Raw genomic sequence first — 25,649 nt, forward strand, 5'->3', positions numbered from 1 at the left:
CCGGCGCCGGAGCGCGGGCCTCTGGCCCGCTTTGCTTCGCATTTGTGGTCGCTCGTGGCAATACCGCAAAGCAACACTGCCGGAATCGCGAAGCGGGCCAGAGGCCCGCGCTCCGGCATCACCCTCCATCAATAAGCTGCCATGCATCCTTTCAACGAACAGCAAGTTGATCTCACCCGCCGGCAGTTCTTCGGTTCCACGGGCATTCGACTCGGCGGGCTGGCGATGGCGCTGCTCGGCGCCGGTCGCGCCCGCGGCGCCGAAGCCGCCCCGCGCGTTCACCCGCCGCTGCCCGGGTTCCCGCACCACACGCCAAAAGCGAAAGCCGTCATCTACCTGCACCTGAACGGCGGCCCGAGCCAGCTCGACACCTGGGACTACAAACCTAAGCTGGCCGAGCAGTTCGACAAGGACCTGCCGGAGAGCGTCCGCAAAGGCCAGCGCATCACCACCATGACCAGCGGGCAGTCCCGGCTCCCGGTCGCGCCGTCCCTGTTCAAGTTCGCGCGGCACGGCCAGTGCGGGACGTGGGTCAGCGAGTTGCTCCCGCACACCGCGAAGTGGGTGGACGAGATCGCACTCGTGAAGAGCGTTCACACCAACGCGATCAACCACGACCCCGCCTGCACCTTCGTGATGACCGGGAGCGAAACGCCGGGCAAGCCGAGCGTGGGCTCGTGGCTCTCCTACGGGCTGGGCAGCGAGAGCAACGACCTGCCGGCGTTCGTGGTGTTCACGCCCACTTGGAGTTCCGGCGCCGCGGCGCAGGCGCTGTTCTCGCGGATGTGGGCCAGCGGGTTCCTGCCGGGCAAGTTCAGCGGCGTCGCGCTCCGCAGCGTCGGCGATCCGGTCCTGTACGTTCAGAACCCCGACGGCGTCGGCGCGGGCAACCGGCGCGCGATGCTGGACGCGCTGGGCGCACTCAACGCACGCACGGCCGAGAAGTACGGCGACCCCGAGACGCTCACGCGGACGGCTCAGTACGAAATGGCGTTCCGGATGCAGACGAGCGTCCCGGACCTGACGGACTTGTCGAAAGAGCCGGCAAAAACGCTCGAAATGTACGGCCCCGACGTGAAGAAGCCCGGCAGCTTTGCCGCCAGCGCGATCCTGGCGCGCCGGCTCGTGGAGCGCGGGGTGCGTGCGGTCCAGATCCTCCACCGCGGGTGGGACCAGCACGGGAACCTGCCGAGCGAAATCCGCTCGCAGTGCAAGGACACCGACCAGCCCACCGCGGCACTGCTGGCCGACCTGAAGCAAAAAGGGCTGCTCGACAGCACGCTGGTGGTGTGCGGCGGCGAGTTCGGGCGGACGGTGTACAGTCAGGGCGGCCTGTCGAAGACGAACTACGGGCGGGACCACCACCCGCGAAACTTCTGCATGTGGCTGGCGGGCGGCGGGATCAAGGGCGGACAGGTGTACGGCGAGACCGACGACTACAGCTACAACGTGATCGACAAGCCGGCCCACGTGAACGACCTGAACGCGACCGTTCTGCACCTGATGGGCATCGACCACAAGAGGTTCACGTACAAGTTCCAGGGGCTCGACCAGCGGCTCACGGGGGTGGAAGAGCAGCACGTCGTCACGGACCTGATCCGCTGACCGGGCGTTCGGCGCGCGGGTTGCTTCGTATGCGGCACCAACTTCACGACGGCTGTCGTCGCGAACCGGCCCGCACGGGCACCCGCTTTCCGGATCGACCCGACCGATGACCACGCCGACCTCAACCCCGATCGACGCTCTGCCCGCGCTGACCGAAACGACCGCGGGGGCCGCTCTCCCGCCCCCGCCGGGGCTCCGCGTGCTGTGTGTGGACGACAACGTGGACGCCGCCGACTCGCTCGGCGCGATCCTCGAAATGGTGGGCTGCAAGGCGCTGGTGGCGCACGACGCCGCGTCCGCACTCGCTCAGGTCGAGCAGTTCGACCCACAAGTTTGCGTACTCGACATCTCGATGCCCGAGATCGACGGGTGCGAGCTCGCCCGGCGGCTCCGCGAGCGCCCCGGGAGCGAGGAGCAGCTCTTCATCGCGCTGACGGCCCTGGGCGACTACAGTTCGCTCGAGCGCATGGCGGAAGCCGGGTTCGACCTGCACTTCACCAAACCGCTGCCACCGGCCGAGCTGTACGAGGTGTTGAACCGGTACGCCGAGAAAGGGCGTCCCGGAATGTGACGCGACGGACTCGAACAACATCCCCCCCGACCGGCCTGAAAGAGCTGGCTCACCGGGTAGCCGGGGCCGGACACGCCGAACGCTTTGGTGTGACGATTTCACCTACGACGGAACCCCGCGAAACGCGGGTAAGCTGAAGGCACGAGGCGGCTATCGGTCGGTGGCCGCGCGGGGATTACATGCTCTCGGTGAAGGACGAAAAGTCAACCTGTCGCGCAACGATTTGGAAAAGCGTGCAATTGGGCGCAGAGGTGAGCACGGTTTGCCGCTACAATACAGTATCGCCCGTAAGCGGAGACCCGATGCGCGTTCAAGAAGTTTGTCACGCCTGGGTGGTGTACCGAGTGTCCCTGAACGGGGGCAAAGGCACCGCGAACGTGGTGTGCGAGCAGCGGGAATGGGAAACGATTGAGGCGGCGCAACCCGGGTTGCACACGCTCCTGCACTCAGGGCTGAAGACGGAACAAGAGGCCGAGCGGCTGGCGCGCGGCACGTCGGGCGACAACTACGGCAACCGGGGTGGCAAGAAGCCGGCGTATTCACCCGTTCGGAAGCTTCCTGTCTAAGCAGACGGTCACGATCGACCCGACCTTGTTGACGAGCCGCGACTGCCAAAGAGCCGGTCGCGGCTCGTTCTCAAGATTTACAACCGCCCCGGACCTGCACTGAGCAGTTCGTACCGGAACTCTCTTTCAGCCCGTTGCCGCGGCGTCACGAAGCCGCTCGCAGCGGGCCATTTCTTTCCTCTGGTTTGTTTGCGAGAGCGCCCTCACCGGGCACCCTTCTTGGTGCCCATCGGGCGCAGACGGTAAACCTTGTTCTGTCGCGCGTACCGTGCGTTCACGCGCTCAGCCGGCGAGCGAACCGCTTTTAGCTCGCAGAGCAGGGGCCAGCGTACTTAACCGCCCTCCGTTCTTGCCGGCCGGGATGCCAGGAGAAGAGAAAGCCGTTCGCCGCGAACCGGTATGTAGCGTAAGACAACCGGGTTCGAACCAGGGCGGGCGTTTCACCATGCGCATCGCGTTCATCACCGCCGGCGCCGCGGGCATGTACTGCGGCAGTTGCATGCGCGACAACGCCCTCGTCACCGCCCTGCGCAAGCTCGGGCACGACGCGCTGCTCATCCCCACCTACACCCCCATCACGGTTGACGAGGCCGACGCCTCGCAGCAGACGGTCTTCTTCGGCGGCGTGAACGTGTATTTGGAACAGAAGTTCTGGCTGTTCCGCCACACCCCGCGGTTCCTCGACCGGCTGCTCAACTTCCGCTGGCTGCTCAAGTTCGTCTCCCGGTTCGCGGTGCGCACCAAGTACAGCGAGCTCGGCGCCCTGACCATCTCGATGTTGCAGGGCACGCACGGGCACCAGGCGAAGGAGGTCGCCAAACTCGTCGAGTTCCTTCGCGCCGAGAAGCCCGACCTCGTGCTGTTCACCAACGCGCTGCTGTCGGGCGTCATCCCCGAGGTGAAGCGGCAGCTCGGCGTGCCGGTGCTGGTCACCCTCCAGGGCGACGACATCTTCCTCGACGAGCTGCCCGAGCGTGACCGCCGGCGGTGCTTCGAGCTGATCCGCGCCAACGGCCGGTCGGTGGACGGCTACATCAGCACGAGCCACTACTACGCCGACCACATGGCGGGGTACATCGGGCTGCCGCGCGAGCGTATCCACGTGATCCACCCCGGAATCAACCTCGCGGGGCACGGCGGCGCCCCGGACCCGCGCGGGGACCGCCCGCTCACGATCGGCTACTTCGCGCGGATCTGCCCCGAGAAGGGGTTCCACCGGGCCGTGGAAGCGTTCATCGCGCTGCGCGGGCGGCCCGGCGCGCCGGCGGCGAAGCTGAAGGCGAGCGGCTGGCTGGGCGCGAACAACCGGCCGTACTTCGACGCGCAACTGAAGCGCCTCGAAGCGGCCGGGCTGCGGGGCGACTTCGAGCACGTCGAGAGCCCGGGCCACGACGACAAGGTCCGCTTCATGCGCTCCATCGACGTGCTGTGCGTGCCCACCGTGTACCGCGAGCCCAAGGGGCTGTACGTCCTGGAGGCGTGGGCCAACGGGGTGCCGGCGGTGCTGCCCGCGCACGGGACGTTTCCCGAGCTGATCGAGGCGACCGGCGGCGGGCGGCTCGCCGACCCCGGCTCCGTCGGTTCGCTCGCCGACGAGCTGGCGCGGATCCTGACCGACCACGAGTTCCGCGCCCGCTGCGGGGCCGCCGGGCTCGCCGCGCTCCGCGAGCGGTTCACCGCCGAGGCGATGGCCGCGAACACTATGACGCTTCTGGAATCGTTCGTCCGCACCCCCGCCCCGCTCACGGCATGACCACATTCACCACCACGCGCCGGGTCGAGTTCGGTGACACCGACATGGCCGGCATCATGCACTTCTCGAACTTCTTCCGCTTCATGGAGGTGGCCGAGACCGACTTCCTGCGCTCGCGCGGCCTTTCGGTGAGCTGGGCGGAGGGCGGCGCGAAGCTGGGGTTCCCGCGGGTGTCCGCGAGCTGCGACTACGCCAAGCCCGCGAAGTTCGCCGACGTGCTCACGATCGCGGTGGTGCTGGAGAAGCTCGGGAAGAAGTCCGTGGCGTACCGGTTCGACTTCACGAACCAGCGCGGCGAGCCGATCGCGGTGGGGCGGGTGACCGCGGTGTTCTGCCGCGCGGGCGGTCCCGACCAGATCGAGTCGCTGGAGATCCCGCCCGACGTGCGGGCGAAGCTGGAAGCGTAGCGCGGCGCGCGTAACCGCGTCTCAAGTCGTAGGGCCACAAGTCGCGACGTTCATCGGACAGGGCCATACGACTTTACGGCTTACGACGTCACGACCTGAGACCTCATCCATGCCCGACGAACCCGAACCGTACCTCGTCCGGCTCACGACGCGGCTGCTCGAAGGCGTCGAGCGGTTGCCCGCGGAGCAGCGCGCGCGGAACGTTCAGTACCTGCTCAGCGCGCAGAACCCGGACGGCGGGTTCTCCGGGCGCGAGGGCGGGTCCGACCTGTACTACACCGGGTTCGCGCTGCGCTCGCTGGCGGTGCTCCAGGCGCTCAACCCGGAGGTGTGCGGCAACGCGGCCCACTTCCTGCGCACCAAGATGACCGGCACCGCCGGGGTGGTGGACTTCTTCTCGCTCGTGGTGAGCTGCTACCTGGTGCCGCTCGGCGGCGGGCCGGACGTGCTGGCCGACGCCCCGCCCGACTGGCGCGACCGCGTGGCCGCGACGCTGGAAACGTTCCGCGGCCCCGACGGCGGGTACGGTAAGACGCCGGCGGCCCTGTACGGGAGCACCTACACGAGCTTCCTGGTGACGCTGTGCCTGCAACTGCTCGGCCGCCCGTCTCCCGACCCGGACAAGCTGGCGGCGTTCGTGCGGTCGCGGCGCAGGTCCGACGGCGGGTACGTGGAAATCTCCGCGATGAAGCGCAGCGGCACCAACCCGACCGCCGCGGGCGTCGGGGTGCTCCAGATCCTGGGGGCGTTGGACGAAGGGGCGAAGGCCGAGACCGCGACCTTTCTGGCGGCCCTCGTCTCCCCGTTCGAGGGCGGGTTGCGGGCGAACGACCGCATCCCGGCGGCGGACCTGCTCTCGACCTTCACCGGCGGGTGGACGCTGGACCAACTGGGGCACGCGGACAAGCTGGACTGGGAGGCGGTGCAGCGGTACGCGGAGGAGTGCGAGCGGCCGATCGGCGGGTTCCGCGGCGGGCTGTGGGACGAGCACACCGACGTGGAGTACACCTTCTACGGCCTCGGCACCCTCGCCCTTGCCGCGCTCCGGTTGGGGGGTGAGGGGCGTAGCATCGATTAGCCGCAGTCCTTCGAGCCGCCGCACTCCTGACTGGGAGGGGATTTAATAAATTGGAGATTGGCTATGGGCAGCCGATCTTGCCTATCATGTTCTCAAAAGCTTCATCCACCTCTTGTATTCTCAGCGTGGCATCGTGGCTAATAATTCCCATAGCCATGAGCAACTGCGTGTCTCGAACTATCACCCGAATCGCCACGATAGCAAGTAGGGCCACGGAGTTCCGTTCTCTTACTTCAGGTAAGGAATAATTCTGAGTAAACATTGCCTGCAAGATGGCTCCTGGTGCGCCATGGGCGTGCATCGATGTTAGGTGATAGATTAATTCGTACTCGCGCCTCCAAGGCGCGCCGAGTTCCTGGGCACGACCAGCGACGTTTTTTGCCGAACAGTGACCAGGGCCAGTAACGGAAGCCGCTTCTCGCCCCCACTTCAATAAACTCCTATTTTGGGGCCGGAATGAGACGCCCGGCGTCAGCACCTGCGTGCGCGTCGTTCGCAGGATCCCCCCATGCGCCCGTCCTGACTGCCCGACCAATCCGGAGCCCGATGTCCGCCGACCGCGATCAGACGCCCTGCCCCGCCTGTCGCCTCCCGGGGTGGCTGTGCGTGTGCCCGCTCGCCCCGCGAATCGCGACCCGCACCCCGCTCCTGCTCGTCGCGCACGTCCACGACCTGGGGCGGACGACCAACACGCTGCGGCTCCTGTCGCTCGCCGCGCGTAACGCCACGATCCTCGCGCACGGCGCGTTCCCGGCCCCGGCCGATCCCGGGTCCCATGTGCCCGCCGGCACAACCCCGATCGTGCTCTTCCCCGGCCACGGGGCCAAGCCGCTGACGCCGGAACTCGTCGCCGGCTTGCCGTCGCCGCCGGCCCTGGTGGTCCCGGACGGCAACTGGCGGCAGGCGAGCCGCATGGTCAAGCGGATCCCGCTCCTCGCCGGCGCGGTGAAGGTCGAGCTCCCGAGCCGGGCTCTCGCCGGGCTGGCCCTGCGCCGCAACCGGCTCGGGCACCGCATGTCCACGTATGAAGCGGTCGCCGAGCCGCTGCTCGACTTCTACCGCCGGGCCGTGGACCGCATGCTGATGGTCCGCGGCAAGCTCCGGCGCGGCGACGTGTACGGCGGCCTCGGCGGACCGCGCGACGGGAGCGCACCGGCCCCTCCCGAATCTGACTCCGGGGCCGCCGAAGGCGTCACCGACTGTCGGTGACGACGGCTGGGGCATCCGCTGGTACACCGCTACCGCGTCGCTGGTACGCCGCTGCCCAACTGCTGGGGCACTGCTACCACGCGACTGCCGACCAGTTCCGCCGATTTTGCCGCGTATGCAATCCCCCGACACCCGGGATGGGTGTGGACGGGCGTCTGGGGTGGCTCGCTCAACGGATCGACTTCGGTCCCGGTGACGTTCGCAACCTGGCTCACAAAGCCATACACGAATACCACTTGCAACCGCTCACAGAAACACAGCTCAGGGCGGCGCGCGGAGCCATTCCGGCCCGTGCCATCGGATTAGAGAGAGGGAACGTTGCGCAGCAGTGCCACTCGGCAACCGGAATGGAAGTGGTGCGGACCAGGAGTGCCCCGATGTTGCGGATCAAGGAAAATACCGTCGGTCAGCGAATGCGTGCCAACAAGCTCCGACAAAGAGCATCGCAGAGGTGCCGAGAACGATCGCTCTTTTCAGGGCGGTCTCGGGGCTCGGTACCTGGGTCGCGTTTCGCCGGGGATCGCCCTGATGCCCTCTCATTCCTTGTTGCGCTGGCAGACGGATCGCGTTCCGCGGTTGAACACGGCGGACGCACAGTAGACCTCATTCACGATAGACGCGGATTCGCATTCTCGCAGTGTCGATCTCGTCGCGGTGAGGGGTCCCATGATCGCGCGCCTGGACAACCTGCGGAAGCAGCGGGCCGTGTTCGAGCATCTGACCGGACTAACGGTCGCGGCATTCGACGCGCTGGCGCGTGACGTGGCCCCGGTGGTGGAGGCGGGGGCGACCACTTCGGGTGCGGCACCGCGCCGCAAGCCGCAGGGGAAGGGGCGGTCGCCCGAGGACCGGAAGTGCAACCGGGCGTTCCGCCGGCGCCGGATCGTGGTGGAGCACGCGATCGGGCGGTTGTACCGGTTCCGGGCGGTGACGCACGTGCACCGGCACCGCGGTCCGGGCACGCGCTGCGGGTTCGGGCCATCGCTGAGTTAGTCAATCGGATGCCCGACCACCGGGTGAAGGCCGCTTGAGCACCGGTTGGTGAGGGGGACGAACACCCCCACGCTATCGTGAATGAGGTCTAATGGGGATGCGATGATTCGTGCCGCGGTGCGCGGTGAGCACGGGGACGAGGCTGCCGAGGAACGGTCGCACTTCTCCGTGGCGGCCGAGTTGGAGCGAACGGTCGAAGGGATGGAACTTGCCGCGCCCGAAGAGGTGTGGGAGCCCATCCCCCGTTGGACGGCAGAGCAAATGGGGGCGTGGCTTCGGTCGGTCATGCGGCCGGTTCAGTTGGACCGCTACAAGAAAGCGAAGCGGGGGCCGAAAAAGCCAAAGCCGCGACGCACCCGGTTCGCTGCCAAAAAACACGTTGCTACCGCGCGTCTGAGCAGTGGTGAACAAACGTGACAATTGAAAGACCTGCCCGCATGTACCTTACAAACCTCCGTAGCTGCTCGGGGCGCTCCCCGATGGGCGTCGGCTCTGCTCGTTCACGCCGCGTCCCGATCAGCCCGCGGCGCAGGCGGAAAGATCGGGGCGCGGGCTACGCCTCAACTTCCGCCGCTCGTCGCCACCGCACGACCGGGCTCCCGCACCGTGGGTGCCGGTACGGCGGTCCGTTCCGGAGTTGCGGGCGCCACCCCGCGGGCGCGGTCGAGAGCCGACTTCAGCCCGCGGTTCCAGGCATCCAGGTTGTACCGGTCGCGCACGTCGGTCCGGGCCGCCCGGCCGAGCCGCCGGCGCAGGCCGTGGTCCTCGACCAGACGCGACACCGCCTCGACGATCCCCGCGACCACTTCGGGGTCGGGCGTGTACGTGAACTCGTAGTTCTCGCGCAGCATCCCGGCCTCGGGGTCCGCCCAGGACGCCTTCCCGTGCCGGCCGCGGACCACGAGGCCGTTGTGACCGTCCTCAAGGTACTCCTCCATGCCCCAGCCGTCCGAGCCGACGACCGCGAGGCCGTAAGACATCGCCTGGAGCAGCGACACGATGTGGACCCGGGCCGCGGGGAGCAGAAAGATGTCGCTCCCGGCGTGCAACTCGGCCATCTCCTCGTCGGTCAGGAACCGGTTCACGACCCGCACCCACCCGCCCTCAATGATCCGCAGGTAGTGGTCGTCCAGGGCGGGCAGGGCGGTCCGGATCGTGAGCCGCAGGTGCGGGTACTGCTTGCGCAGGATGGAGAACGCTTCGAGCACGTCCAGCCCGCCGCGGACGTAGAAGTTCTCCGGCACCTGGCACCACGAGTTGATGAACAGCAGGTTGATGGGCTCGTCACCGGGCCGCGGGTCGTGCCGCTGCCAGCGCTCCGGCAGGCGCACGCCGAGCGGGGCGTACACCACCTTCTTGCTGATGATCGCGCTCTTGAACAGCGCCGGGATGAGCTCGGCGGTCGAGCTCATGTGCGTGAGGATCGCCTTACAGTGATCGGCCTCGAGCAGCGCCCGCACGATCGGGAAGTACGGCGACTCCGCGAGCGCCATGCCACAGGTGTGACCGTTCTGAACGTGCGGGTAGAACAGCGTGGTCACGTCCTCGATCTCGATCACCCACGGGTTCTGTCCGAAGGTGTACGGCATGCTCGTGAGGAACACCAGCTCCTGCCGGCCGAGGAGCAGCTGCGATTGCAGGTGCCGGGTCTGGAGGAAGCTCAGCACCGCGCCGGGCTTGCACCCCTTCCGGAGGAGCAGGGCGGCCAGCCGCACGAAGGCGACCAGCACCGCGACCCGGGTCGCCAGACTCACCCCCTTCGGCGGGAACACGAAGCTCAGCGCGCTACGCCCCGCGTACCAGAGCTTCTGGAGCGCGGCACCCGCCTTGCCGCACAGCCGTCGTGCTCGAGCGGCGACCCCGCCGGCGCCGGGCGGTGCGGCTTGCGGCGCGACGACCGGCGGTGCGGACCGGGTGAACCGGTAGCCGTCGGGCGGGTTGCCGGTGTGCTTGAACTGCGGGTGCTGGCCGCAGTTGCCCGATACGGAAAAGATCGGCAGCCACCCGGCGAACTCGACCGGCGCGCCCGCGGCGATCTGGCGCAACCGGCGCTCCAGGTCTTCGGCGCTGACCCCGGGAATCACCCCCGCCCGCTGCCGGTCGCCCGGAACGTCCAGGTCGATCGCGCCCGCGTTCTCGGGCACCGCGTAGTACGCCCCGCGGTGCCGCACGATGTCGTGCCCCGCGACCTTCGCAATCCCTTCCGGCAGGTGCGCACCCGGGGCGCAGGCGTCGACGAGGCGCTTCACCTCGTCGAGCGTCGGTGCCGCGAGAACCGCGGGGTGACGGTCGAGCAGCCCCGGTGTGCGGAGGATGCGTTCGACCTGTGCGGTGAGCGGGATTGCGTGGACGCGCCCGTGGATGCGGATCAGTCGGAACCCGTTGTACGACTCCGGGAACGGGATCTTGTCGCGGCGGCCGAGTTGCATGGCAAGTTATCCGAGGGGGCGATTCGGGTGCGAGGGACCGGTGCCGTTCGGGGCAGCCCCGAGCCGGCACCCGTGTTCCGTTGGAATCACACAAAGGGCGTTCGGGTCCGTCGGGCGCGCCCGACGGGCCGAGAGAGAGGCGTCGAGAGCGGTCAGGACCGGTCGGCTGGAGGCGCTGGCTCAGGCGAAGAAGGAGCCGATTCGGGTGCGGAGCTTGCGGAGCGCCCGCACCGGGAGCCGGTGTGCCGGCTGCTGGCGCATTTTGTACCACGTCTCCGACCACCCGCGGCGGTGCTCGGTGCCGTGGACCATGTTCAGGTAGAGGTTACGCGCCTGCCGCCGCACCAGCTCGAACCAGTAGCGGTTGTTGGGGCCGACGTTGTTGGTGATTTCCATGTTGTTGTACGTCGGGGCCAGCCCGCAACTGGCGGGCCGGTCGTCCGCGCCGCCGCGCGCGTAGAACGGGTGGTGCTGCTTCCAGATCACCACCCCGTACAGGTCATACAGCGCCACCGACAGCCCCATGAGCCAGCTATCGACGTTCGCCTGCCACCCGAAGTTCTGGCACACCTCGATGACCCGCGAGCTGACGACCGGCGACCACGGCCCGAACGACACCACCCACTCGCGGATCACCTCCTCTTGCTCGTACCGGCCGGCATAGGTCTCGATCATCGGGCGGCGGTGCCCCATGATGCAGAACTCGTCCTTCGTCGCCAGGATCTCGGACACGAACCCGGGCCGGTTGAAGTAGAAGTCGTCGGCGGTCATCAGGCACCACTTCGACCGCGGGTCGCGCTGGGCGAAGAGGTACTCCTGCGCGTGGTGCAGGCCGTGGCGCCCCTCGCCCCGGGACCACACGAACGGGCGCACCGGGAACGGGTACTTCGCCAGCGCGGCGTCCGTCGGCCGGTCGTCGTCGTCGGAATCGAACTTGATGAGGAACTCGACGTGCTTCTTCTCTTCCGGGGTGGTGCAGTCCGCCATCGACTCGAGGAGGCGGGTGAGCCCGGAGTCCGGGTTGCCTTTGGCGCGCGAGCAGAACAGCACGCTGATCATGGTGTCACCGTCCTGGCGAGGGAGCGCGGCGGGGGGCGGGTACCCGAGCGACCGGCCGCGAGGACGGCAATCTACATCCGGCGCGAAAAGTGGGTCAAGGCGGATTGGCCGGGGGCACGCCCGCGTGAGAAGGCGGGCGCATGTGCCGGCCGTTCTGCGCGCCCGGCACATGCGCCCGGTTTCGTCAACCCGTTCAGAGCTGGTACACAACCTTCTTCTGGCAGCGCCAGGTGGTGGCGAGCGCGAACAGGTACAGCGCCGCGGTGCAGACGGCGGCGTACGCGTAGACCTTCGCGTCGGGTAATTCGCCGGCGGTCAGCGGGCGGCGCACCAGTTCCATGTACGCGTTCAGCGGGTTGAACCGGGCCACCCACCCGAGGCCCTTGCCCGTCAACAGGTCCGGCGGGTACACGATGGGGGTCAGAAAGAACAGGATCTGCGCGAAGATCTCCAGCAGGTGCTTGGTGTCGTGAAAATGTACCTGAGCGAATGCACAGACGGTTGCCACCGCCCACCCCGCGACGAAGATCATGAGCAGCGCTGGCGCCACCGCCCAGAGCATCAGCAGCTTCTCCGCGTGCCCGTCCTTGATGACGAGCGCCGCGAGCGCGACCCCGAGCGCGAGCAACCCCTGGATCGCGTACCCGATCACGAACCGGAGCGAGTACAGCCCGAACGGGAGGGGGCTCTGGCGGATGTAGTTCTCGTGCGATATCAGCGCCAGGCACCCGCTGACGGCGCACTCGCGCACGAACCCCCACACCGCGAGCGCGACCAGCAGCGAGGTGGCGTACTCCGCGGGCGACAGCCCGAGCACGCCGCTGAACACGATCACGTAGGTCCCGGCCATCGCGATCGGGATCAGCAAGGCCCACCCGGTGCCCAGCGCCGACCGCTTGTACCGCATGCGGAAGTCGAGGCGCACGAGCGCGAGCAGGAAGCTCCGGAACTTCCAGATGCCGGTAACTTGGTTGAGCATCCGTACCTCGGCCGCGGGTCCCCTGTCGGGCGGAACGGGGGCGGCTTCTACATAGCCCCCCGCACTTCCACAACCCCAACACTTCGGGGCCGTCACGCTTCACACAGGGCTGTTCCTAAGATTCACTCTACGCAACTCTCATCAGCCCGTGGGCCGTCGCCGGGGCCACCTGATGCCGCTCGATCGCGCCCGGGCAACGCACCGCCTCGGCCTCGCATCACCGGTGCATCATGGCGTCCCGCCTCCTCGCACCGGTGGCCCGCGCCCCACACGCACACGACACGCGTCAATGGGAAGCCCTGCTCCGCCCCCGCCCACGTCTGCGAGCACGTCGGAATCGAGGCCGGTTGGCGTGCCTACTTCTCGATGCGGGCGTGGCCCTTGCCGACGGTCGGGGCGATGCCGCCGGGCCGGGCGGTCCCGAAGGCGATGCCGGCTCGGGTATCGCTTCCCGATCCGGGTTGGTTGCCCTGCGCCGTGGGCACGTCGTCGCCGCCAGCCGCCACCACCTCCTCGGCCCGCCAGACCGGACCGAGGAGGTGGTGGCGCCTGCCACGGCCGGCCCTCGCAGCGGCGGAATGCCGAAACGGCGCGAGCGGGTGAATGAGGCCGTGCTTGCTGCAGAACCGGGAACCACCGCCAGGGCACCGACGAGAGTTCCAGGAGATATGGGCACCTTCCTGGCTTCGAGAAGGCGACCCATCGAGCCACGTTCCGTCATGCAGACAAAGGGAAATAAGGTAAGTCCCAGAACCGGGATTGACTGAGCGGGTGGCGCTGTCTTGTCATCCCGCCGGTGCGTTTCTACTATAACTAGCCTAAACTTGTATTTGTGGAGCAACCGTTATGAAGAAGGGCATTCACCCCAACTACCGACCGGTCGTGTTCCAGGACGCCGCCGCCGAGTTCGCGTTCCTGTCGCAGTCCTGCGTGCCGACCACCGACACCATCAAGTGGACCGATGGGAACGAGTACCCGCTGTACAAGCTAGAAATCTCTAGCGCCAGCCACCCGTTCTTCACCGGTAAGATGAAACTGCTCGACACCACCGGCCGGGTCCAGAAGTTCAACGACAAGTACAAGAAGACCGGCTACGGTAAGAAGGACGCGAAGACCGAAGAGAAGAAGTAAGACTTGCCGGTGTCGTTTGGTGTTCGGTTCCTTCGGGGGCTGCTCGTGTCTCACGCTTCGGATCGGCGGGCGGCATACGACCTCGGGCCGCTTTAGCGGCCCCGATATTCGTGCGCCCGTTCCGGTCAGACACCAAGCACCCGAACACCAGACACCAAAACGATGTTTCCCACTCTCGAACCGCAACTCGCCCGTTACGCCGAGCTTGAACAGCAGCTTTACGACCCCGCAATCGCCGGCGATCCCGTCAAAGCCGGCGCCATCGGCAAGGAGCGCGGTGCCCTCGCCAAGATCGTGGAGCCGTACATCGAGTACAAACGGCTCTGCCGCGCCATTGCGGACGCCGAGGTGATGGCGGCCGACCCCGACCTGAAGGACATGGCCGACGAGGAACTGGCGGACCTGCGTCCGAAGCGGGACGCGCTCCATGCGCGGATCGAAGAGAAGCTCCTGCTCGACCCGTCGGAAGACTATTCCAAACTCATCATTGAAATCCGGGCCGGCACCGGCGGCGACGAAGCCGCACTGTTCGCCGGTAATCTGTACGAAATGTACACCCGGTACGCGCGTGAGAAAGGCTGGAAGATCGAGGAGATCGCCTCCAGCCCCGGCGAAGCCGGCGGGTTCAAGGAGGTCGCGTTTGGCGTTACCGGCGACGACGTGTACCAACTCCTGCGTTACGAGTCCGGCGGGCACCGCGTCCAGCGCGTGCCGGCTACCGAAACGCAGGGACGCATTCACACCTCGGCGGCGACGGTCGCGGTGCTCCCCGAGCCCGAAGAGGCGCAGGTCGAGATCAACGAGGCGAACGACATCGAGTGGGAGCGGATGCGGGCTGGCGGGGCCGGCGGGCAACACGTCAACAAGACCGAATCGGCGGTGCGCATCTGGTATAAGAAGGGCACCCCCGACGAGATGGAAGTAAAGTGCCAGGACGGCCGGAGCCAGGGCAAGAACTACGAGCAGGCGATGCGTATTCTGCGGTCCCGCCTGTTCGAGCGGCAACAGGAACGCATCCACCGCGAGCGGGCCAGCATGCGCAAGGAGCAGATCGGCTCCGGCGACCGCAACGCCCGCATCAGAACGTACAACTTCCCGCAGAACCGCTGCACGGACCACCGGATCGAGTTCACCGTCTACAAACTCGACGCGATTATGGCGGGCGCGCTCGACCAGATGATCCAGCCGATGCGCGACCACGTCAAAAAAGAGAAGCTCGCCGCCAACGGAGCGAAGTGACGCGAACCGTTCTTGCGTGAGCGGGCGCTGTCAGACGAAGCGGCGTTCCTGGGCGCGGTCCGCGCTAACCCTGGCGATGATACCGCTTGGTTCGCGTTTGCCGACTGGCTCGACGCTCGCGACGACGCGCGGGGGTGCGTGTGTCTGTGCGCTTGGCAGATCTCGCGCCAATCAGTCTGACACGCAACTGCCGGATGCGCCAGTGCCCGACATCTCGGCGGCCGTCTGTATCCCGCCAGGAGGAAAGCGGCGACACGCTTGCTATTTGCTGTTTGATATCGCACTAAACGGTTCGTTTGTAATTGCCGTCGCCGGCTACTCTGAAGGGCGCGACCTGTTCCGCCCGAAAGCGGCTGCCACCTGTACCGGTTCCGCAGGGGGCGGGCGCCGCACTTTCAAACGCAGCACGCAACCCAATGCGCCGACTTGCCGTTCGTGGGCCGAATGAAGTAGCGCCGAACACGTCATTGTGTGTTCGGCGCTACTTCATTCGGCCCACGAACGGCGGTGATTATGCCCTTCTTTGCTTCTAACAGCGGAACGTACCGGGCCACGGGCGACGTGAACAGCGCCGGGTTTACCGACGGCATCACCGAAACCGTCGTGCGGCGTGAGCGGCTCGTAATCGATCCACCCGCCCACAGCGGCGGCGGGTTCGCGGACCTGATCGCGGGGCCGGTGTTCGCCTCGGTCGTTGAAACTTCCTCCGACGCGTTCGACGACGGCCCGCAAGCGCCCGACGACGCGCATGCCTTCCGGTCCGAAGCCGCGGATGGCATTTTCGTGGGCTAGGGTATCATGGAGTTGTGGAACCGAACCGGCGGCACTGCGTCCAAACTCTGCCCGCCCCGCCGCTTACCCCTCCACGAAACCAACAGGAGTCACGTGATGTTCCAGCGGACCGCCGCCCTTGCCGCGCTCGCGGCCGGCATTCTTGCGCTGGCCTCGGCCACCGGCCTGGCCCAACCGAACAAGAAGGCTAAGCCCGAAGACGCGGTGAAGGTCAAAAAGGCGCTGCAAGAGGTCCAGGACTTCGTCGGCACGTGGAACCTCGAAGGCACCCAGAAGGTGGGAAGCAAAACGGACGCCTGGAAGGAAAAAGTGGCCTGGGGGTGGAAGTTCAAGGACGGGGACGCGTGGATCACGGTCGAGTTCGCGGAGGGCAAGGGCAAGTACTTCTCCGGCGGCGAACTACGGTACAACCTGGACAAGAAAAAGTACGTGCTCGCGCTCACCCCGAGCGGCAAGGGAGAGGCCCAGACGTTTGAAGGCGACTTCGCAAAGGGCGCGCTGAAAGTGGACCGCAAGGACGCCAAGACCGGCGACGTGTACCGTGTGACGATGAACACCGCCGCCGAGGGCGCGCGGTTCGCCATGAAGTACGAAAAGCAGGACGGCGGCAAGGGGCTCTTCGCGGCGGTTCACCAGATGTCCGGGAGCAAGGACGGAGAGTCGTTCGCGGGCGGCGCGAAGAAGCCCGAGTGCATCGTGTCGGGCGGATCGGCGAACATCCCGGTTACGTACATGGGCAAGACGTACTACGTGTGCTGCTCCGGGTGCCGCGACGAGTTCAACGCCGACCCGGCCAAGTATGTGAAGGGTAAATAGAGAAGGATCGAACGTGAGGGGCTCGCCCAAAACTCAAGCGACACCCCCTCACTCTCATGCAGTCGCGGCCCTTTCCTTCAAGTCCCCTAACTTATCTGGTCGATCACTAGGGCATGGCGCATCGGATTCCTCCGCGCCACAAGGGAGGTCCACCGTGCGAGCTCGAAACAGCCTCCGCTTCGCCCTCGGTCTGCTCGCCGCGCTCGCGCTGACCACCGCCGCACGCCCCCAGGACGACCCATTCGGCGGGCTCCGCCCGTATTACTGGCCGCACCGTTCGTTCGGGTTCCCGATCGATCCGGACGCGGTCGCGAAGATGGACCCGAAGCCGACCCACATCCAACTCTACTACACACTCAACCGCGGGACGTTCCAGAAGGGGCCGAAGCTGCCCCTCACCGGTCTCAGCGACATTAACGGCAACAAGAAGGGCATCATCTTCGACGCGCCGCGCGACGGCGACTACGAGTTCGTGGGGCAGTACATCTTCGCGAACGGCGAGGTGAATCCGAAGTTCGACGCCCTCGCCGCCACCATCCGTGTGGTCATCGACACCACGTTCCCGCGGGTCCAACTCGCCCCGCTCGGGAGCGGCGTCGAGTGGCGGGCGACCGATGACAACCTGGACCCGGCCGGTGTCACACTCGAGTGTAAATGGCCCACCAGTTCCGAGTGGACCAAAATCGACGCCCCCAACCGGGTGTTCAAGGCGAACGACAGTTACGCGTGGAAGATCCCGCCCGGCAAGTCCCTCGACGTGCGCGTCATCGCCCGCGACCGGGCCGGACACGAAGGCTCGTCGCCGGTGGTTCGCATCCCGGCCGAGTCCGGCACCACGGTCGGGCTGCCCAAGGGAAGCGGCGGCACGTTCACCGGCACCACCCTTCCGCAGCCGCGCATCGACTTCGTCAACCGGCTGGACTTCACCGTCGAGTCCACCGTTCAAAAGATGGGCCGGTCCGGGGTGCAAGCGGCGCACCTGTACGTTCAAAAGGACCAAGGCGACTGGACGCACGTGGCCCGCTACGAGAAGAAGCTGACGCCGGACAGCAAGGGGCCGCACAAGCTGTCGCTGCCGTATAAGGCCGAGCGCGAGGGCACCTACGGATTTTACATCATCCCCGAGAGCGGCGCAGGTGCGAAGGCCGATCCGCCCAAGAAGGACGACCCCGCGATGGTGCTGGTGGTCGTGGACACCAAACCGCCCGAGGTTCAGATCACGGCGGTTCAGGTGAAGCCCGGCGGGGTCCGCGGGCCGCTCGTGGAGATCACCTGGACGGTGGCTGACCCGAACCTCATGCCGCAGCCGGTGAGCCTGGAGTGGTCCCTCGACCGTTCCGCGAAGCAGTGGAACGAGATCAAGTACCGGTTGGACAACAACCTCACGCCGACCAGCGGGCGGTACGCGTGGGAAGTCCCGGACGACAAGGTGTGGAAGTTCTACGTCCGCGTGCGCGCCCTGGACAAAGCCGCGAACGAAGGGGAGCGCATCTGGGACAAGGAAGTGGTCGTCGACCTGGAGAAGCCGTCCGCAACGATCGACCGCGTTCGCGGTGGAAGCGAGCCCGAGAAACCGCCCGCGGCGGAAAAGCTGCCGGCGAAATCGGACCAGGCGCCGTAACAGCCGAGCCGCAGAGTTGCGGTGCCCCGGCGCAGGGACGACTCGTTCCGCCCATCACGCGCGGCTTTGGGTTCGACCACGGCCTTCCCGCATCCAGGACAGATCCCGTGGCTGAGCCGGGATCGACGACTGAGCGGTGATGGATGTCTCGATACGGTGGCTGGTGCAACCGCTAGCCGGGGGCAAGTTCGGGCACGGCCGCAAGTGTGGCGTTGAGGCGGCGCACCTCGCACGTCAATCGCTCCAGTGCGACCGGGGCGGCGCTCAAATTACCGGTCGCACCGATCGCCTCAAGGGCCTGGGCGGCGTCCACCACCGGCTTCGCGCTCAGGTACCCTGCGGCCCCCTTTAAACCGTGCGCCGCGCGGCGCACCGCCACCGCGTCCCCGCCGCTGAGGGCCTCGCTCAGCTCCCCAAGGAACCGCTCCGAGTCCGAACGGAAGAGCCCGGCCACCTCGGCGAACAGCTCCTCATCGCCGCCCAAGCATTCGACCGCGCCGGCGCGGTCGAACGCGGGCTCCGCGGCGCCGACCGTGGCCCCGTCCGGTATCGCTGGTGCGGGTGCCGCCGCGTTTGTGGCTGCCACTGCCGTCGCCCGGTCCAGCACCCGGGTCAGCTCGGACCGTTGAACGGGCTTGCTTACGTAATCATCCATTCCCGCGATAAGGCACCGTTCGCGGTCGCCTTTCATGGCGTGCGCGGTCATCGCCACGACGAGCATGTGGCGCCCGGTTCCCGCCTCGCGCTGGCGGATCACCTGGGTCGCCTCGAATCCGTCCATCTCTGGCATCTGCACGTCCATTAGCACGATGTCGAACGGTTCGCGGCCGAGCGCGTCGACCGCCTGGCGCCCGTCGGCGGTCATGGTGACAGCGTGTCCGAACTTCTCCAGCAGCCGGAGGACGACCCGCTGGTTCACCGGGTTGTCCTCTGCTACCAGCACCCGCAGCCGCGGTCCCTGGGACGCCGCCCCCCGGCCCGCCGCGTCGCGCGGCGACCGTGAGTCGGCGGGCGAGGCGCTTAGGGAACAGGTGCCGCGGAGCGCTGCGGCGATGGCCCGGCTCAGCTCGGCGCTCTTGACGGGCTTCACTAGGTACGCAGCCACCCCGATCTCGCGGCACCGGGCCGCGTCGCCCTGGCGGTCCGCGGACGTGAGCATGAGCACCGCGGTGCCTGCCAGTTCCAAATCACACACGATCCGCTCGGCGGTCGAGAACCCGTCCATCCCGGGCATCATCCCGTCGAGCAGCACCAGCGGGAACGCCTTCCCGGTTGCGGCGGCCCAGCGTAGCTCGTCCAGCCCCTCCGGCCCGCTCGCCGAGCACGTCGGCCTCGCGCCCCAGTGGCGCACCGTCTCAGCCAGAACCCGCCGGTTGGTCGCGTTGTCGTCCACAATCAGGATCGGAAGGTCGGTGAGGTCCACGGGCGTTTCGGCCGCGCGGGCGAACGCCCCTCGGGCCAGTTCCAAGAGCGCGTCGAACGAAAACGTGCTCCCCTTTCCCGGCTCGCTCTCGGCCCTCAACCGCCCCCCCATGAGCCCCACCAACCGCTGACAGATGGTGAGCCCGAGCCCGGTGCCCCCGTACTTGCGGGTGGTGCTGCCGTCCGCCTGGGTGAAGGGCTCGAACACCGCCTTCAGCTTGTCCCTCGGGATCCCGATCCCCGTGTCCGTGACGCTGAACCGCAGTACCACGGCCTCCCCCGATTCGGGCACCCGCTCGCACCGAACAAGGACCTCGCCGCGGTCCGTGAACTTGATGGCGTTGCCCACCAAGTTGGTCAGGATCTGGCGCAGCCGGTGGGCGTCACCCAGGAGCACATCCGGCAAATCGGGGCGTAACTCGCAAGCCAGCTCGAGGCCCTTCGCGTGCGCCCGCCCGGCGAGGGCTTTGAGGGTGTCCCCAACCATGTCCCGGAGCGAGAACGGGAGCGGGTCCAGGTCCAGCTTGCCGGCCTCGATCTTGGAAAAATCGAGGATGTCGTTGATCACCGTCAACAGCGCGTCGGCGGACGACTTGACCAGCCCCACCGACTCCCGCTGCTCGGGCGTCAGTCGGGTCTCCAGCAGCAACTCCGTCATCCCCACGATGCCGTTCATCGGGGTGCGGATCTCGTGGCTCATGTTCGCCAGAAACTCGCTCTTCGCGCGGCTCGCCGCCTCCGCCGCCGCGGTCGCCCGCCGGAGCACCTCTTCCCACTCCTTGCGGGCCGTGATGTCGAGGATCTGCGACACCACGTGATGCGGCCGGCCCTCCGCGTCGCGCACCAGCGACACGTTGACCTGCACCCACACGACCGCCCCGGCCTTATGGATGTACCGCTTCTCATGCTGGTAGCTGGCGATCTCGCCGGAGATCATCCGGGCCTTGAACGCTGTGTCCGCGGCCCGGTCGTCCGGGTGGGTGACGGCCTCGAACGCGCACGCCAACAGTTGCTCCTCGGTGTACCCGACCGTGTCGCACAGGACGCGGTTGACGCGGACGAACCGGCCTTCGGGGGTGAGGATCGCCATTCCGATCGCGGCGCTGTCGAACGCGCTGCGGAACCGCTCTTCCTGCTGCCACAATTCGGCAGTGCGCTCGCGCACCCGCTCCTCGACGGTCGCGTGTGCCGCTTCCAGTTCCGCTTCGCGCTCGGCCGTGCGGGTCAGGTCGCGCTCGCCCCACCAGCACGACACGCCGAGGAACACGTCCAGGAACACCACCCAGCCGGCGTGTTCGGCCCACCGCCAGTCGACCCCTGCAACGGTCCCGTACACGGACTCGGGCCACGCGAGCCCGCGCGCGACGTGGTCCAGGGCCGTCACCGCGGACGCCACCAGCAGCACTCGCCAGTCGCGGTACAGGGCCAGGAACGCGAGCGACCCGAACACGTGGAAGTGGGTCTCGATGCGCCCGCCGGTCAGGTGGATCAGGACCCCCGCGGAGAGCATCTGTGCGGCCGCAACCACGCATCGGGTGCTGGTCGCTCCCGGGCGCCACCGCGCCAGAACGACCGGCAGCGCAACGACCACCCCTCCCAGGACGACTGCCGCCCAGATGTGAGGGTGTGTGCGGCTGTCGGCCCCGGACCAAGTGCGCGGCGACACCCACACGGCCAGTGCCACCATCGCGAACCATTGGAGCAGCAACAGCACAGCGAACATGCGGTCCGTGCGCCGGTGGATCGCGCCACGGGCCAGCGCCGCCAGTTCGGCGACGCGCCCGGCCCGGTTCGCTCCTGCTGCGTCCGACATCGCACACCCCAGTCCGATCCCGGCTCACGCACCCGGGGGCAAAAGCTCGCAACCGAACACCGGGGCGGTGGAGGCACCGGTTCTCCCCCGCATCCAACCCAGTACCGCCCGCCGGGCCAAGCCTTCGCCGGGCCGTCCGCGGCCCGGCGTCAGCCCGCCGCTGAACACCACCACCCCGTCCGGTGCGGTCAGCGCGGCGTGCCCGGACGTTTCGGCACCGAACAGCCGCGCCTGCGCCCCGTCCGGGTCGAGGTCGACGCTCACACCGGGCATACGCCCGGCTTCGACCCAGAGGGGACCCTGTGCCCACCCTGAACCGACCCCGCGCGGGACAACGAACCGTATTCGAACGCTGAGATCCGGAGCGGCTGCGGCCAGTTGTGCCAGCTCCACGAGCGTCGCCCGCGAGCACGGGCAGCGGGGATGAACGAACACAGTCAGTTGCCAGCGGTGGGTGGGGGCATTTTCAAGGGCGGCGGGCGTGCCCGCCGCTCCGGGCGTTGTGTCGTACCGTTCCCACAACCAGAGGCCCGCGCCGATTGCCGACAGCCACACGGCCGTGAGCAGCCAAACACCGTTTTCGCGCGCCATCGCTCGGCTCCTGCGCTCATTCCCTCGCCAAACGGTAGTTCAGGCGGAGAATTTGTTCTGCCGAAAATTGCTGCTCGGCGGCTGTTCCGGGGGGACCGGCTCAGGGCTGTTCCGGATGAAGAATGAAAACGCGCGCGTGGCGAAAGAATGGCGCGACGTTGACGGGGCGAAGTGCGGTGCCGTTGGTTCGTGGTTAGCGAGCCTGATATGTCGAACGCTTGCGATATACCGGCAGAAGGAACTCGCCAAATGGCTGTTGGCTTGTGCCGTTAGACCGGGTCAAATCCCCCGCTCTAACGGCTCCGTCGGCACACGGGTGCGGGTGGCTCGCACCTGCAATTACAGGATTTCTGCTGAAAAATCGCTAAACGGCAGGTCTCCAAACGCGGCAGATTCGCCGGCTCCGCCGAACTCCGAAAAGTCATCCGTGCCGACGAGGCTATTGTCGGACGGTGCCGTTGCGACGACTGAGGCGTAACTGCTGTCGGAGACGACGATCGGCGTAATGTCCCCGGCCGCGTCGCCGGGGAAGCCTATCGCCGCTCCGAAGCTCGTTTCGTCGTTGCCCGCGGGCACCCCTTGGAACTGGGGCGCGAGGCTGTGGAACCCGGCTAGGCCGATGAAGTTGCCGCCTTGCCGCGCGACAAAAATGTCGCTCCGCCCGTCCTGGGTTCTGTCCACCACCCGCACCGAAACTCCGCTTGTTACGGTGGGGGCGTAGGCGACGAAGCTGCCGATCTGGGAGAAACCGGACCCGCTGAAAGCTTTGATCGCGCCACCGGGGGCGCCCGGGCCGGCACCAACGACGATGTCTGCAATGCCGTCGCCGTTCACGTCACCGGCGTCGACGCTGACGGAGCCGTCAAAACCGGGGAACGCGAAGAAACCGGCGTCGTACACGGCTCCGTTCGCGTCGAAGATGGCCGTTCGGCCGTTCACACCCGTCCCGCCCGCGCCGATGACGATTTCGTCCGTGCCGTCGTTGTTGAAGTCGCCGCCGCTCACGGAGACGTGCCCGAGAAAACCCGGGAACGCGAAGAAACTCGCGAGCACTTGGCCTTGCGTTCCGATCGCTTTGACGTGCGCGTTGCTGGCGTCGGCGGACACCAGCACTTCGGCGGTACCGTCGCCGTTCACGTCTCCGGTTCCCACACCCACCGCACCTTTAAAGCCCGGGAAAGCCAAATAGCTCTCAAGAACGGCGCCGGTGGCGCCGTCAAACACTTTCACGTGTCCGTCCGGAATCTGCGCGCCGACGATCACGTCCGATACGCCGTCGCCGTTGACATCGCCCGTGGCGGCCACGATCGAGCCGCGGTAGCCCGCGAACGGCGTGATCGTCGGCAGTTGGGGTGTTGTAGACGCGTTATAGACGTTGACCGTGGAGTCAGCCGCGCCGTTAAACGTGACGAACGCGAGGCTGTTGGCTGCGGGCACATCCCGCTGTTCTAGATGCTCCAATTTGAGCGGTGAACCGGAGCGAGTGTTCGACGGAACGGCGTTCGGCCTGGGGCGGACAGCCATCGCACGGGTCCTCCAATGTGCAATTGAGAAGTGTGAGGGGAACCTTCGGTAACCGCGTCGCGGTGCAAAAATGGGCCGGGCCGCTGTGCGGGAACAGGGCTCGGCAGGAACACAAAGCGCTCGCGAGCTAGCGCCGTAGGCATTCTGATTGTACGCGATATTTCGGGCCGGTTGCGAACAAAAAGGTGCTCGTGCAGGGGTTGCAATGTGGCCCGCAATTGAGCTGCACAGGAGGTATCAGTTGTGCTGCGCTCCGCCGATTTGGCACGCTGGCGCGATCCGCACAACGTTAGCGTGTCCCGTGGATCCAGCCCAAGTGTGACGCAACCGGGACTCCGAACACGGCGACAGGACGTGTCCGGCCACCAGGTGTGTGCCGGGATCAACATCCGCTCGTCCGGCCGCTACCGCGTCACTTACGCGGACCCGGCCGCGCCGCCCCTCCTCCCGGCCGTCCCTTCTTCGGCGGGTTACTTCTTTTCGCTTGTGGTTGCCCCTGATCTCGCGGCCGTTTTGCACTTTTCGGCTTGGCATTTTGCGCCGGGCGTGAACCGCTCCCGCCCCGAGAGGGTTTCGCTCCATTGGGCTGTGGGGGCGGGGCCGCGAGCGTGTAATCGAAGTCCGGGAGCGTCACGCGCGGGAGCCTCTGGCCCACCTGACGTTCGATCCGGGCCAACGAGTCCTCTTCGTCGCGCGAGAACAGAATGAACGCGTCGCCGGTCGCGCCGGCGCGGCCGGTGCGCCCGATCCGGTGGACGTAGTCTTCGGGCACGTCCGGTACGTCCGTGCTGATGACGTGCGTGATGTGGTTCACGTCCAACCCGCGAGCGGCAATGTTGGTCGCCACCATCACTTGGAATTTGCCCTGGCGGAAGCCCTCCATTGCGGCGGTGCGCTGCGACGGGGTGCGGTTGCTGTGTAGCTCGGCCACTGTGAAGCCGTCGGCGGCCACTTGGCGGGCGATCTTCTTGGCCCCGAACTTGGTCCGCGTGAACACCAGCACCGACGGCATCTCCGTCTCGCGCAGCAGGTGACGGAGCAGGGCGGTTTTGAGGTGCGTAGGGACCGGGTACGCAGCTTGGGTGATGCCCACGGCCGTGGAGCTGCGGCGCCCGATTTGAACCACCGCGGGGTTACGCAGCACCTCGTTGGCGAGTTGACCGATCACCGGCGGCATTGTGGCGGAGAAGAGCAGCGTGTGCTTCCGCGCCGGCATTCGCGCCATGATCCGTTTCACGTCCGGCAGAAAGCCCATGTCGAACAGGCTGTCGGCCTCGTCGAGGACGAGCGTGGTGGCGCGGTCGAGCTTCGCAACGTTTCGCTGAAGCATATCGAGCAACCGCCCGGGGGTGGCGACGATGATGTCCACCCCCGCGCGGAAGGCCCGCTCCTGCGGTCCCTCGGGTCGGCCGCCGACCACCAGCGCCGATTGGATCGGCGTGTGCTTCGCAAGGCCCGTACACACGTCCTGAATTTGCTCGGCCAGTTCGCGGGTTGGGGACAGTACCAGCGCGCGCGTTCCGCCGCGCGGCTGAGCGAGCAGCCGGTGCAGGATCGGGAGTAGGAAGCCAGCGGTCTTCCCGGTGCCGGTTTGTGCGGTCGCAAGGACATCGCGGCCTTCAAGGGCCGCCGGGATCGCGCCGGCTTGGACGGGCGTCGGCTCCTGGTACCCGAGGTCCTGGGTGGCGCGGACGAGCAGCGGATGAAGACCCAAGGCTTTGAACGGCATCATGGCTCCGAGAACGTCAGGCGGATCGAACGGCCAATATACGTAATGACGGGCGGGGTGAAGCGGGTTTCGGTCACTCGGGCCAGTACCACGCCAGTACCAACATGACCAGCACGAGGATCAGAAGGGTCACCGGGAAGACCCACAGCGGCGGCGGGTGCGGTTTGGCCTCGGCTGTTGCGGCCGGCGGTTCGTCGTCGCCGGGGATGCGGTTGCCCAACCCGAACGCAAGCATCACCACCCCAATCAGCCCGAGCGCGACGAACGTTAGGCAGACCGGGAAACAGGCGAACAGTGGGGACATGGGAGTTTCGGGTATTGC

24 protein-coding genes are annotated in these 25,649 nt (G+C 67.1%); 15 read left to right on the plus strand and 9 right to left on the minus strand.

All coding sequences use genetic code 11. The features are described from left to right. The first annotated feature begins 141 nt into the window (after nt 1-141). The 9 genes from R5W23_RS31555 to R5W23_RS31595 all read left to right on the plus strand — a co-directional run bounded on the left by R5W23_RS31555 (nt 142) and on the right by R5W23_RS31595 (nt 8,599). Entirely contained in the window at nt 142-1,605 is a 1,464-nt protein-coding gene (locus R5W23_RS31555; protein WP_320689812.1) for a DUF1501 domain-containing protein, read from the plus strand. 106 nt (nt 1,606-1,711) lie between these two features. Further along, nucleotides 1,712-2,176 (plus strand): response regulator, encoded by a 465-nt coding sequence (locus R5W23_RS31560; protein WP_261188623.1) that lies wholly within the window; start codon nt 1,712-1,714, stop codon nt 2,174-2,176. A 302-nt stretch (nt 2,177-2,478) separates the two neighbouring features. Beyond that, the gene (locus R5W23_RS31565; RefSeq protein WP_261188624.1) at nt 2,479-2,742 is read left to right on the plus strand and encodes a hypothetical protein; all 264 of its coding nucleotides are present in this window, start codon (nt 2,479-2,481) and stop codon (nt 2,740-2,742) included. 445 nt (nt 2,743-3,187) lie between these two features. Beyond that, nucleotides 3,188-4,495 (plus strand): glycosyltransferase family 4 protein, encoded by a 1,308-nt coding sequence (locus tag R5W23_RS31570; protein ID WP_261188625.1) that lies wholly within the window; start codon nt 3,188-3,190, stop codon nt 4,493-4,495. Beyond that, nucleotides 4,492-4,902 (plus strand): acyl-CoA thioesterase, encoded by a 411-nt coding sequence (locus R5W23_RS31575; protein WP_261188626.1) that lies wholly within the window; start codon nt 4,492-4,494, stop codon nt 4,900-4,902. Before R5W23_RS31570 ends, R5W23_RS31575 begins: the two co-directional genes overlap by 4 nt. A 109-nt stretch (nt 4,903-5,011) precedes the next feature. After that, nucleotides 5,012-5,980, plus strand: a complete 969-nt coding sequence (locus R5W23_RS31580) for a prenyltransferase/squalene oxidase repeat-containing protein (protein WP_320689813.1) — start codon at nt 5,012-5,014, stop codon at nt 5,978-5,980. A gap of 546 nt (nt 5,981-6,526) precedes the next feature. Further along, nucleotides 6,527-7,189, plus strand: a complete 663-nt coding sequence (locus tag R5W23_RS31585) for a tRNA-uridine aminocarboxypropyltransferase (protein WP_320689814.1) — start codon at nt 6,527-6,529, stop codon at nt 7,187-7,189. 666 nt (nt 7,190-7,855) lie between these two features. After that, nucleotides 7,856-8,182 (plus strand): transposase family protein, encoded by a 327-nt coding sequence (locus R5W23_RS31590; RefSeq protein WP_320689815.1) that lies wholly within the window; start codon nt 7,856-7,858, stop codon nt 8,180-8,182. 102 nt (nt 8,183-8,284) lie between these two features. Then, the gene (locus tag R5W23_RS31595; protein WP_320689816.1) at nt 8,285-8,599 is read left to right on the plus strand and encodes a hypothetical protein; all 315 of its coding nucleotides are present in this window, start codon (nt 8,285-8,287) and stop codon (nt 8,597-8,599) included. 143 nt (nt 8,600-8,742) lie between these two features. Here the strand turns inward: R5W23_RS31595 and R5W23_RS31600 are convergent, their stop codons facing one another. The 4 genes from R5W23_RS31600 to R5W23_RS31615 all read right to left on the minus strand — a co-directional run bounded on the left by R5W23_RS31600 (nt 8,743) and on the right by R5W23_RS31615 (nt 13,134). After that, the gene (locus R5W23_RS31600) at nt 8,743-10,611 is read right to left on the minus strand and encodes a glycosyltransferase (RefSeq protein ID WP_320689817.1); all 1,869 of its coding nucleotides are present in this window, start codon (nt 10,609-10,611) and stop codon (nt 8,743-8,745) included. Between the two features lie 180 nt (nt 10,612-10,791). Beyond that, nucleotides 10,792-11,670: a hypothetical protein gene (locus R5W23_RS31605; protein ID WP_261189736.1), complete on the minus strand. Its 879-nt coding sequence runs from the start codon at nt 11,668-11,670 to the stop codon at nt 10,792-10,794. Between the two features lie 193 nt (nt 11,671-11,863). Continuing rightward, complete coding sequence (locus R5W23_RS31610; protein WP_261189735.1) at nt 11,864-12,649, minus strand: ABC transporter permease; 786 nt, start codon at nt 12,647-12,649, stop codon at nt 11,864-11,866. Nucleotides 12,650-13,005: 356 nt separating this feature from the next. Beyond that, nucleotides 13,006-13,134, minus strand: coding sequence for a hypothetical protein (locus R5W23_RS31615; protein ID WP_320689818.1), 129 nt, complete (start codon nt 13,132-13,134; stop codon nt 13,006-13,008). Nucleotides 13,135-13,495: 361 nt separating this feature from the next. On the opposite strand from R5W23_RS31615, the gene R5W23_RS31620 reads away from it, so the two are divergent. The 6 genes from R5W23_RS31620 (at nt 13,496) to R5W23_RS31640 (ending at nt 18,248) form a co-directional block, all read left to right on the plus strand. After that, nucleotides 13,496-13,780 carry a type B 50S ribosomal protein L31 gene (locus tag R5W23_RS31620; protein WP_320689819.1) on the plus strand — a complete coding sequence of 95 codons (285 nt, stop codon included), beginning with the start codon at nt 13,496-13,498 and terminating at the stop codon, nt 13,778-13,780. A 162-nt stretch (nt 13,781-13,942) separates the two neighbouring features. Further along, nucleotides 13,943-15,019 (plus strand): peptide chain release factor 1, encoded by a 1,077-nt coding sequence (prfA, locus tag R5W23_RS31625; protein ID WP_320689820.1) that lies wholly within the window; start codon nt 13,943-13,945, stop codon nt 15,017-15,019. A gap of 12 nt (nt 15,020-15,031) precedes the next feature. Then, nucleotides 15,032-15,199, plus strand: a complete 168-nt coding sequence (locus R5W23_RS32855; RefSeq protein ID WP_407936177.1) for a TIGR02996 domain-containing protein — start codon at nt 15,032-15,034, stop codon at nt 15,197-15,199. Nucleotides 15,200-15,532: 333 nt separating this feature from the next. Then, nucleotides 15,533-15,811 carry a hypothetical protein gene (locus R5W23_RS31630; protein ID WP_320689821.1) on the plus strand — a complete coding sequence of 93 codons (279 nt, stop codon included), beginning with the start codon at nt 15,533-15,535 and terminating at the stop codon, nt 15,809-15,811. A 96-nt stretch (nt 15,812-15,907) separates the two neighbouring features. Next, nucleotides 15,908-16,627, plus strand: a complete 720-nt coding sequence (locus tag R5W23_RS31635; RefSeq protein ID WP_320689822.1) for a YHS domain-containing protein — start codon at nt 15,908-15,910, stop codon at nt 16,625-16,627. Nucleotides 16,628-16,781: 154 nt separating this feature from the next. Further along, nucleotides 16,782-18,248 (plus strand): hypothetical protein, encoded by a 1,467-nt coding sequence (locus R5W23_RS31640; RefSeq protein ID WP_320689823.1) that lies wholly within the window; start codon nt 16,782-16,784, stop codon nt 18,246-18,248. Nucleotides 18,249-18,420: 172 nt separating this feature from the next. Here the strand turns inward: R5W23_RS31640 and R5W23_RS31645 are convergent, their stop codons facing one another. The 5 genes from R5W23_RS31645 to R5W23_RS31665 form a co-directional block, all read right to left on the minus strand. Then, the gene (locus tag R5W23_RS31645; RefSeq protein ID WP_320689824.1) at nt 18,421-21,483 is read right to left on the minus strand and encodes a hybrid sensor histidine kinase/response regulator; all 3,063 of its coding nucleotides are present in this window, start codon (nt 21,481-21,483) and stop codon (nt 18,421-18,423) included. 24 nt (nt 21,484-21,507) lie between these two features. After that, the gene (locus R5W23_RS31650; protein ID WP_320689825.1) at nt 21,508-22,074 is read right to left on the minus strand and encodes a hypothetical protein; all 567 of its coding nucleotides are present in this window, start codon (nt 22,072-22,074) and stop codon (nt 21,508-21,510) included. A 339-nt stretch (nt 22,075-22,413) separates the two neighbouring features. Further along, complete coding sequence (locus tag R5W23_RS31655; protein WP_320689826.1) at nt 22,414-23,598, minus strand: FG-GAP repeat domain-containing protein; 1,185 nt, start codon at nt 23,596-23,598, stop codon at nt 22,414-22,416. 412 nt (nt 23,599-24,010) lie between these two features. Beyond that, nucleotides 24,011-25,327 carry a DEAD/DEAH box helicase gene (locus tag R5W23_RS31660; RefSeq protein ID WP_320689827.1) on the minus strand — a complete coding sequence of 439 codons (1,317 nt, stop codon included), beginning with the start codon at nt 25,325-25,327 and terminating at the stop codon, nt 24,011-24,013. Nucleotides 25,328-25,400: 73 nt separating this feature from the next. Then, nucleotides 25,401-25,631 carry a hypothetical protein gene (locus tag R5W23_RS31665; protein ID WP_320689828.1) on the minus strand — a complete coding sequence of 77 codons (231 nt, stop codon included), beginning with the start codon at nt 25,629-25,631 and terminating at the stop codon, nt 25,401-25,403. Between the last annotated feature and the right edge of the window lie 18 nt (nt 25,632-25,649).

The sequence above is a fragment of the Gemmata algarum genome (assembly GCF_034097035.1).
Classification (GTDB): domain Bacteria; phylum Planctomycetota; class Planctomycetia; order Gemmatales; family Gemmataceae; genus Gemmata; species Gemmata algarum.

Coding starts and splice junctions, on each gene's coding strand:
- R5W23_RS31650 (WP_320689825.1), bottom strand. CDS start 22,074: ATGGCGCGCGAAAACGGTGTTTGGCTGCTCACGGCCGTGTGGCTGTCG.
- R5W23_RS31605 (WP_261189736.1), bottom strand. CDS start 11,670: ATGATCAGCGTGCTGTTCTGCTCGCGCGCCAAAGGCAACCCGGACTCC.
- R5W23_RS31580 (WP_320689813.1), top strand. CDS start 5,012: ATGCCCGACGAACCCGAACCGTACCTCGTCCGGCTCACGACGCGGCTG.
- R5W23_RS31595 (WP_320689816.1), top strand. CDS start 8,285: ATGATTCGTGCCGCGGTGCGCGGTGAGCACGGGGACGAGGCTGCCGAG.
- R5W23_RS31570 (WP_261188625.1), top strand. CDS start 3,188: ATGCGCATCGCGTTCATCACCGCCGGCGCCGCGGGCATGTACTGCGGC.
- R5W23_RS31565 (WP_261188624.1), top strand. CDS start 2,479: ATGCGCGTTCAAGAAGTTTGTCACGCCTGGGTGGTGTACCGAGTGTCC.
- R5W23_RS31610 (WP_261189735.1), bottom strand. CDS start 12,649: ATGCTCAACCAAGTTACCGGCATCTGGAAGTTCCGGAGCTTCCTGCTC.
- R5W23_RS31575 (WP_261188626.1), top strand. CDS start 4,492: ATGACCACATTCACCACCACGCGCCGGGTCGAGTTCGGTGACACCGAC.
- R5W23_RS31660 (WP_320689827.1), bottom strand. CDS start 25,327: ATGCCGTTCAAAGCCTTGGGTCTTCATCCGCTGCTCGTCCGCGCCACC.
- R5W23_RS31630 (WP_320689821.1), top strand. CDS start 15,533: ATGCCCTTCTTTGCTTCTAACAGCGGAACGTACCGGGCCACGGGCGAC.
- R5W23_RS31560 (WP_261188623.1), top strand. CDS start 1,712: ATGACCACGCCGACCTCAACCCCGATCGACGCTCTGCCCGCGCTGACC.
- R5W23_RS31555 (WP_320689812.1), top strand. CDS start 142: ATGCATCCTTTCAACGAACAGCAAGTTGATCTCACCCGCCGGCAGTTC.
- R5W23_RS31600 (WP_320689817.1), bottom strand. CDS start 10,611: ATGCAACTCGGCCGCCGCGACAAGATCCCGTTCCCGGAGTCGTACAAC.
- prfA (WP_320689820.1), top strand. CDS start 13,943: ATGTTTCCCACTCTCGAACCGCAACTCGCCCGTTACGCCGAGCTTGAA.
- R5W23_RS31635 (WP_320689822.1), top strand. CDS start 15,908: ATGTTCCAGCGGACCGCCGCCCTTGCCGCGCTCGCGGCCGGCATTCTT.
- R5W23_RS31655 (WP_320689826.1), bottom strand. CDS start 23,598: ATGGCTGTCCGCCCCAGGCCGAACGCCGTTCCGTCGAACACTCGCTCC.
- R5W23_RS31585 (WP_320689814.1), top strand. CDS start 6,527: ATGTCCGCCGACCGCGATCAGACGCCCTGCCCCGCCTGTCGCCTCCCG.
- R5W23_RS31645 (WP_320689824.1), bottom strand. CDS start 21,483: ATGTCGGACGCAGCAGGAGCGAACCGGGCCGGGCGCGTCGCCGAACTG.
- R5W23_RS31665 (WP_320689828.1), bottom strand. CDS start 25,631: ATGTCCCCACTGTTCGCCTGTTTCCCGGTCTGCCTAACGTTCGTCGCG.
- R5W23_RS31590 (WP_320689815.1), top strand. CDS start 7,856: ATGATCGCGCGCCTGGACAACCTGCGGAAGCAGCGGGCCGTGTTCGAG.
- R5W23_RS31620 (WP_320689819.1), top strand. CDS start 13,496: ATGAAGAAGGGCATTCACCCCAACTACCGACCGGTCGTGTTCCAGGAC.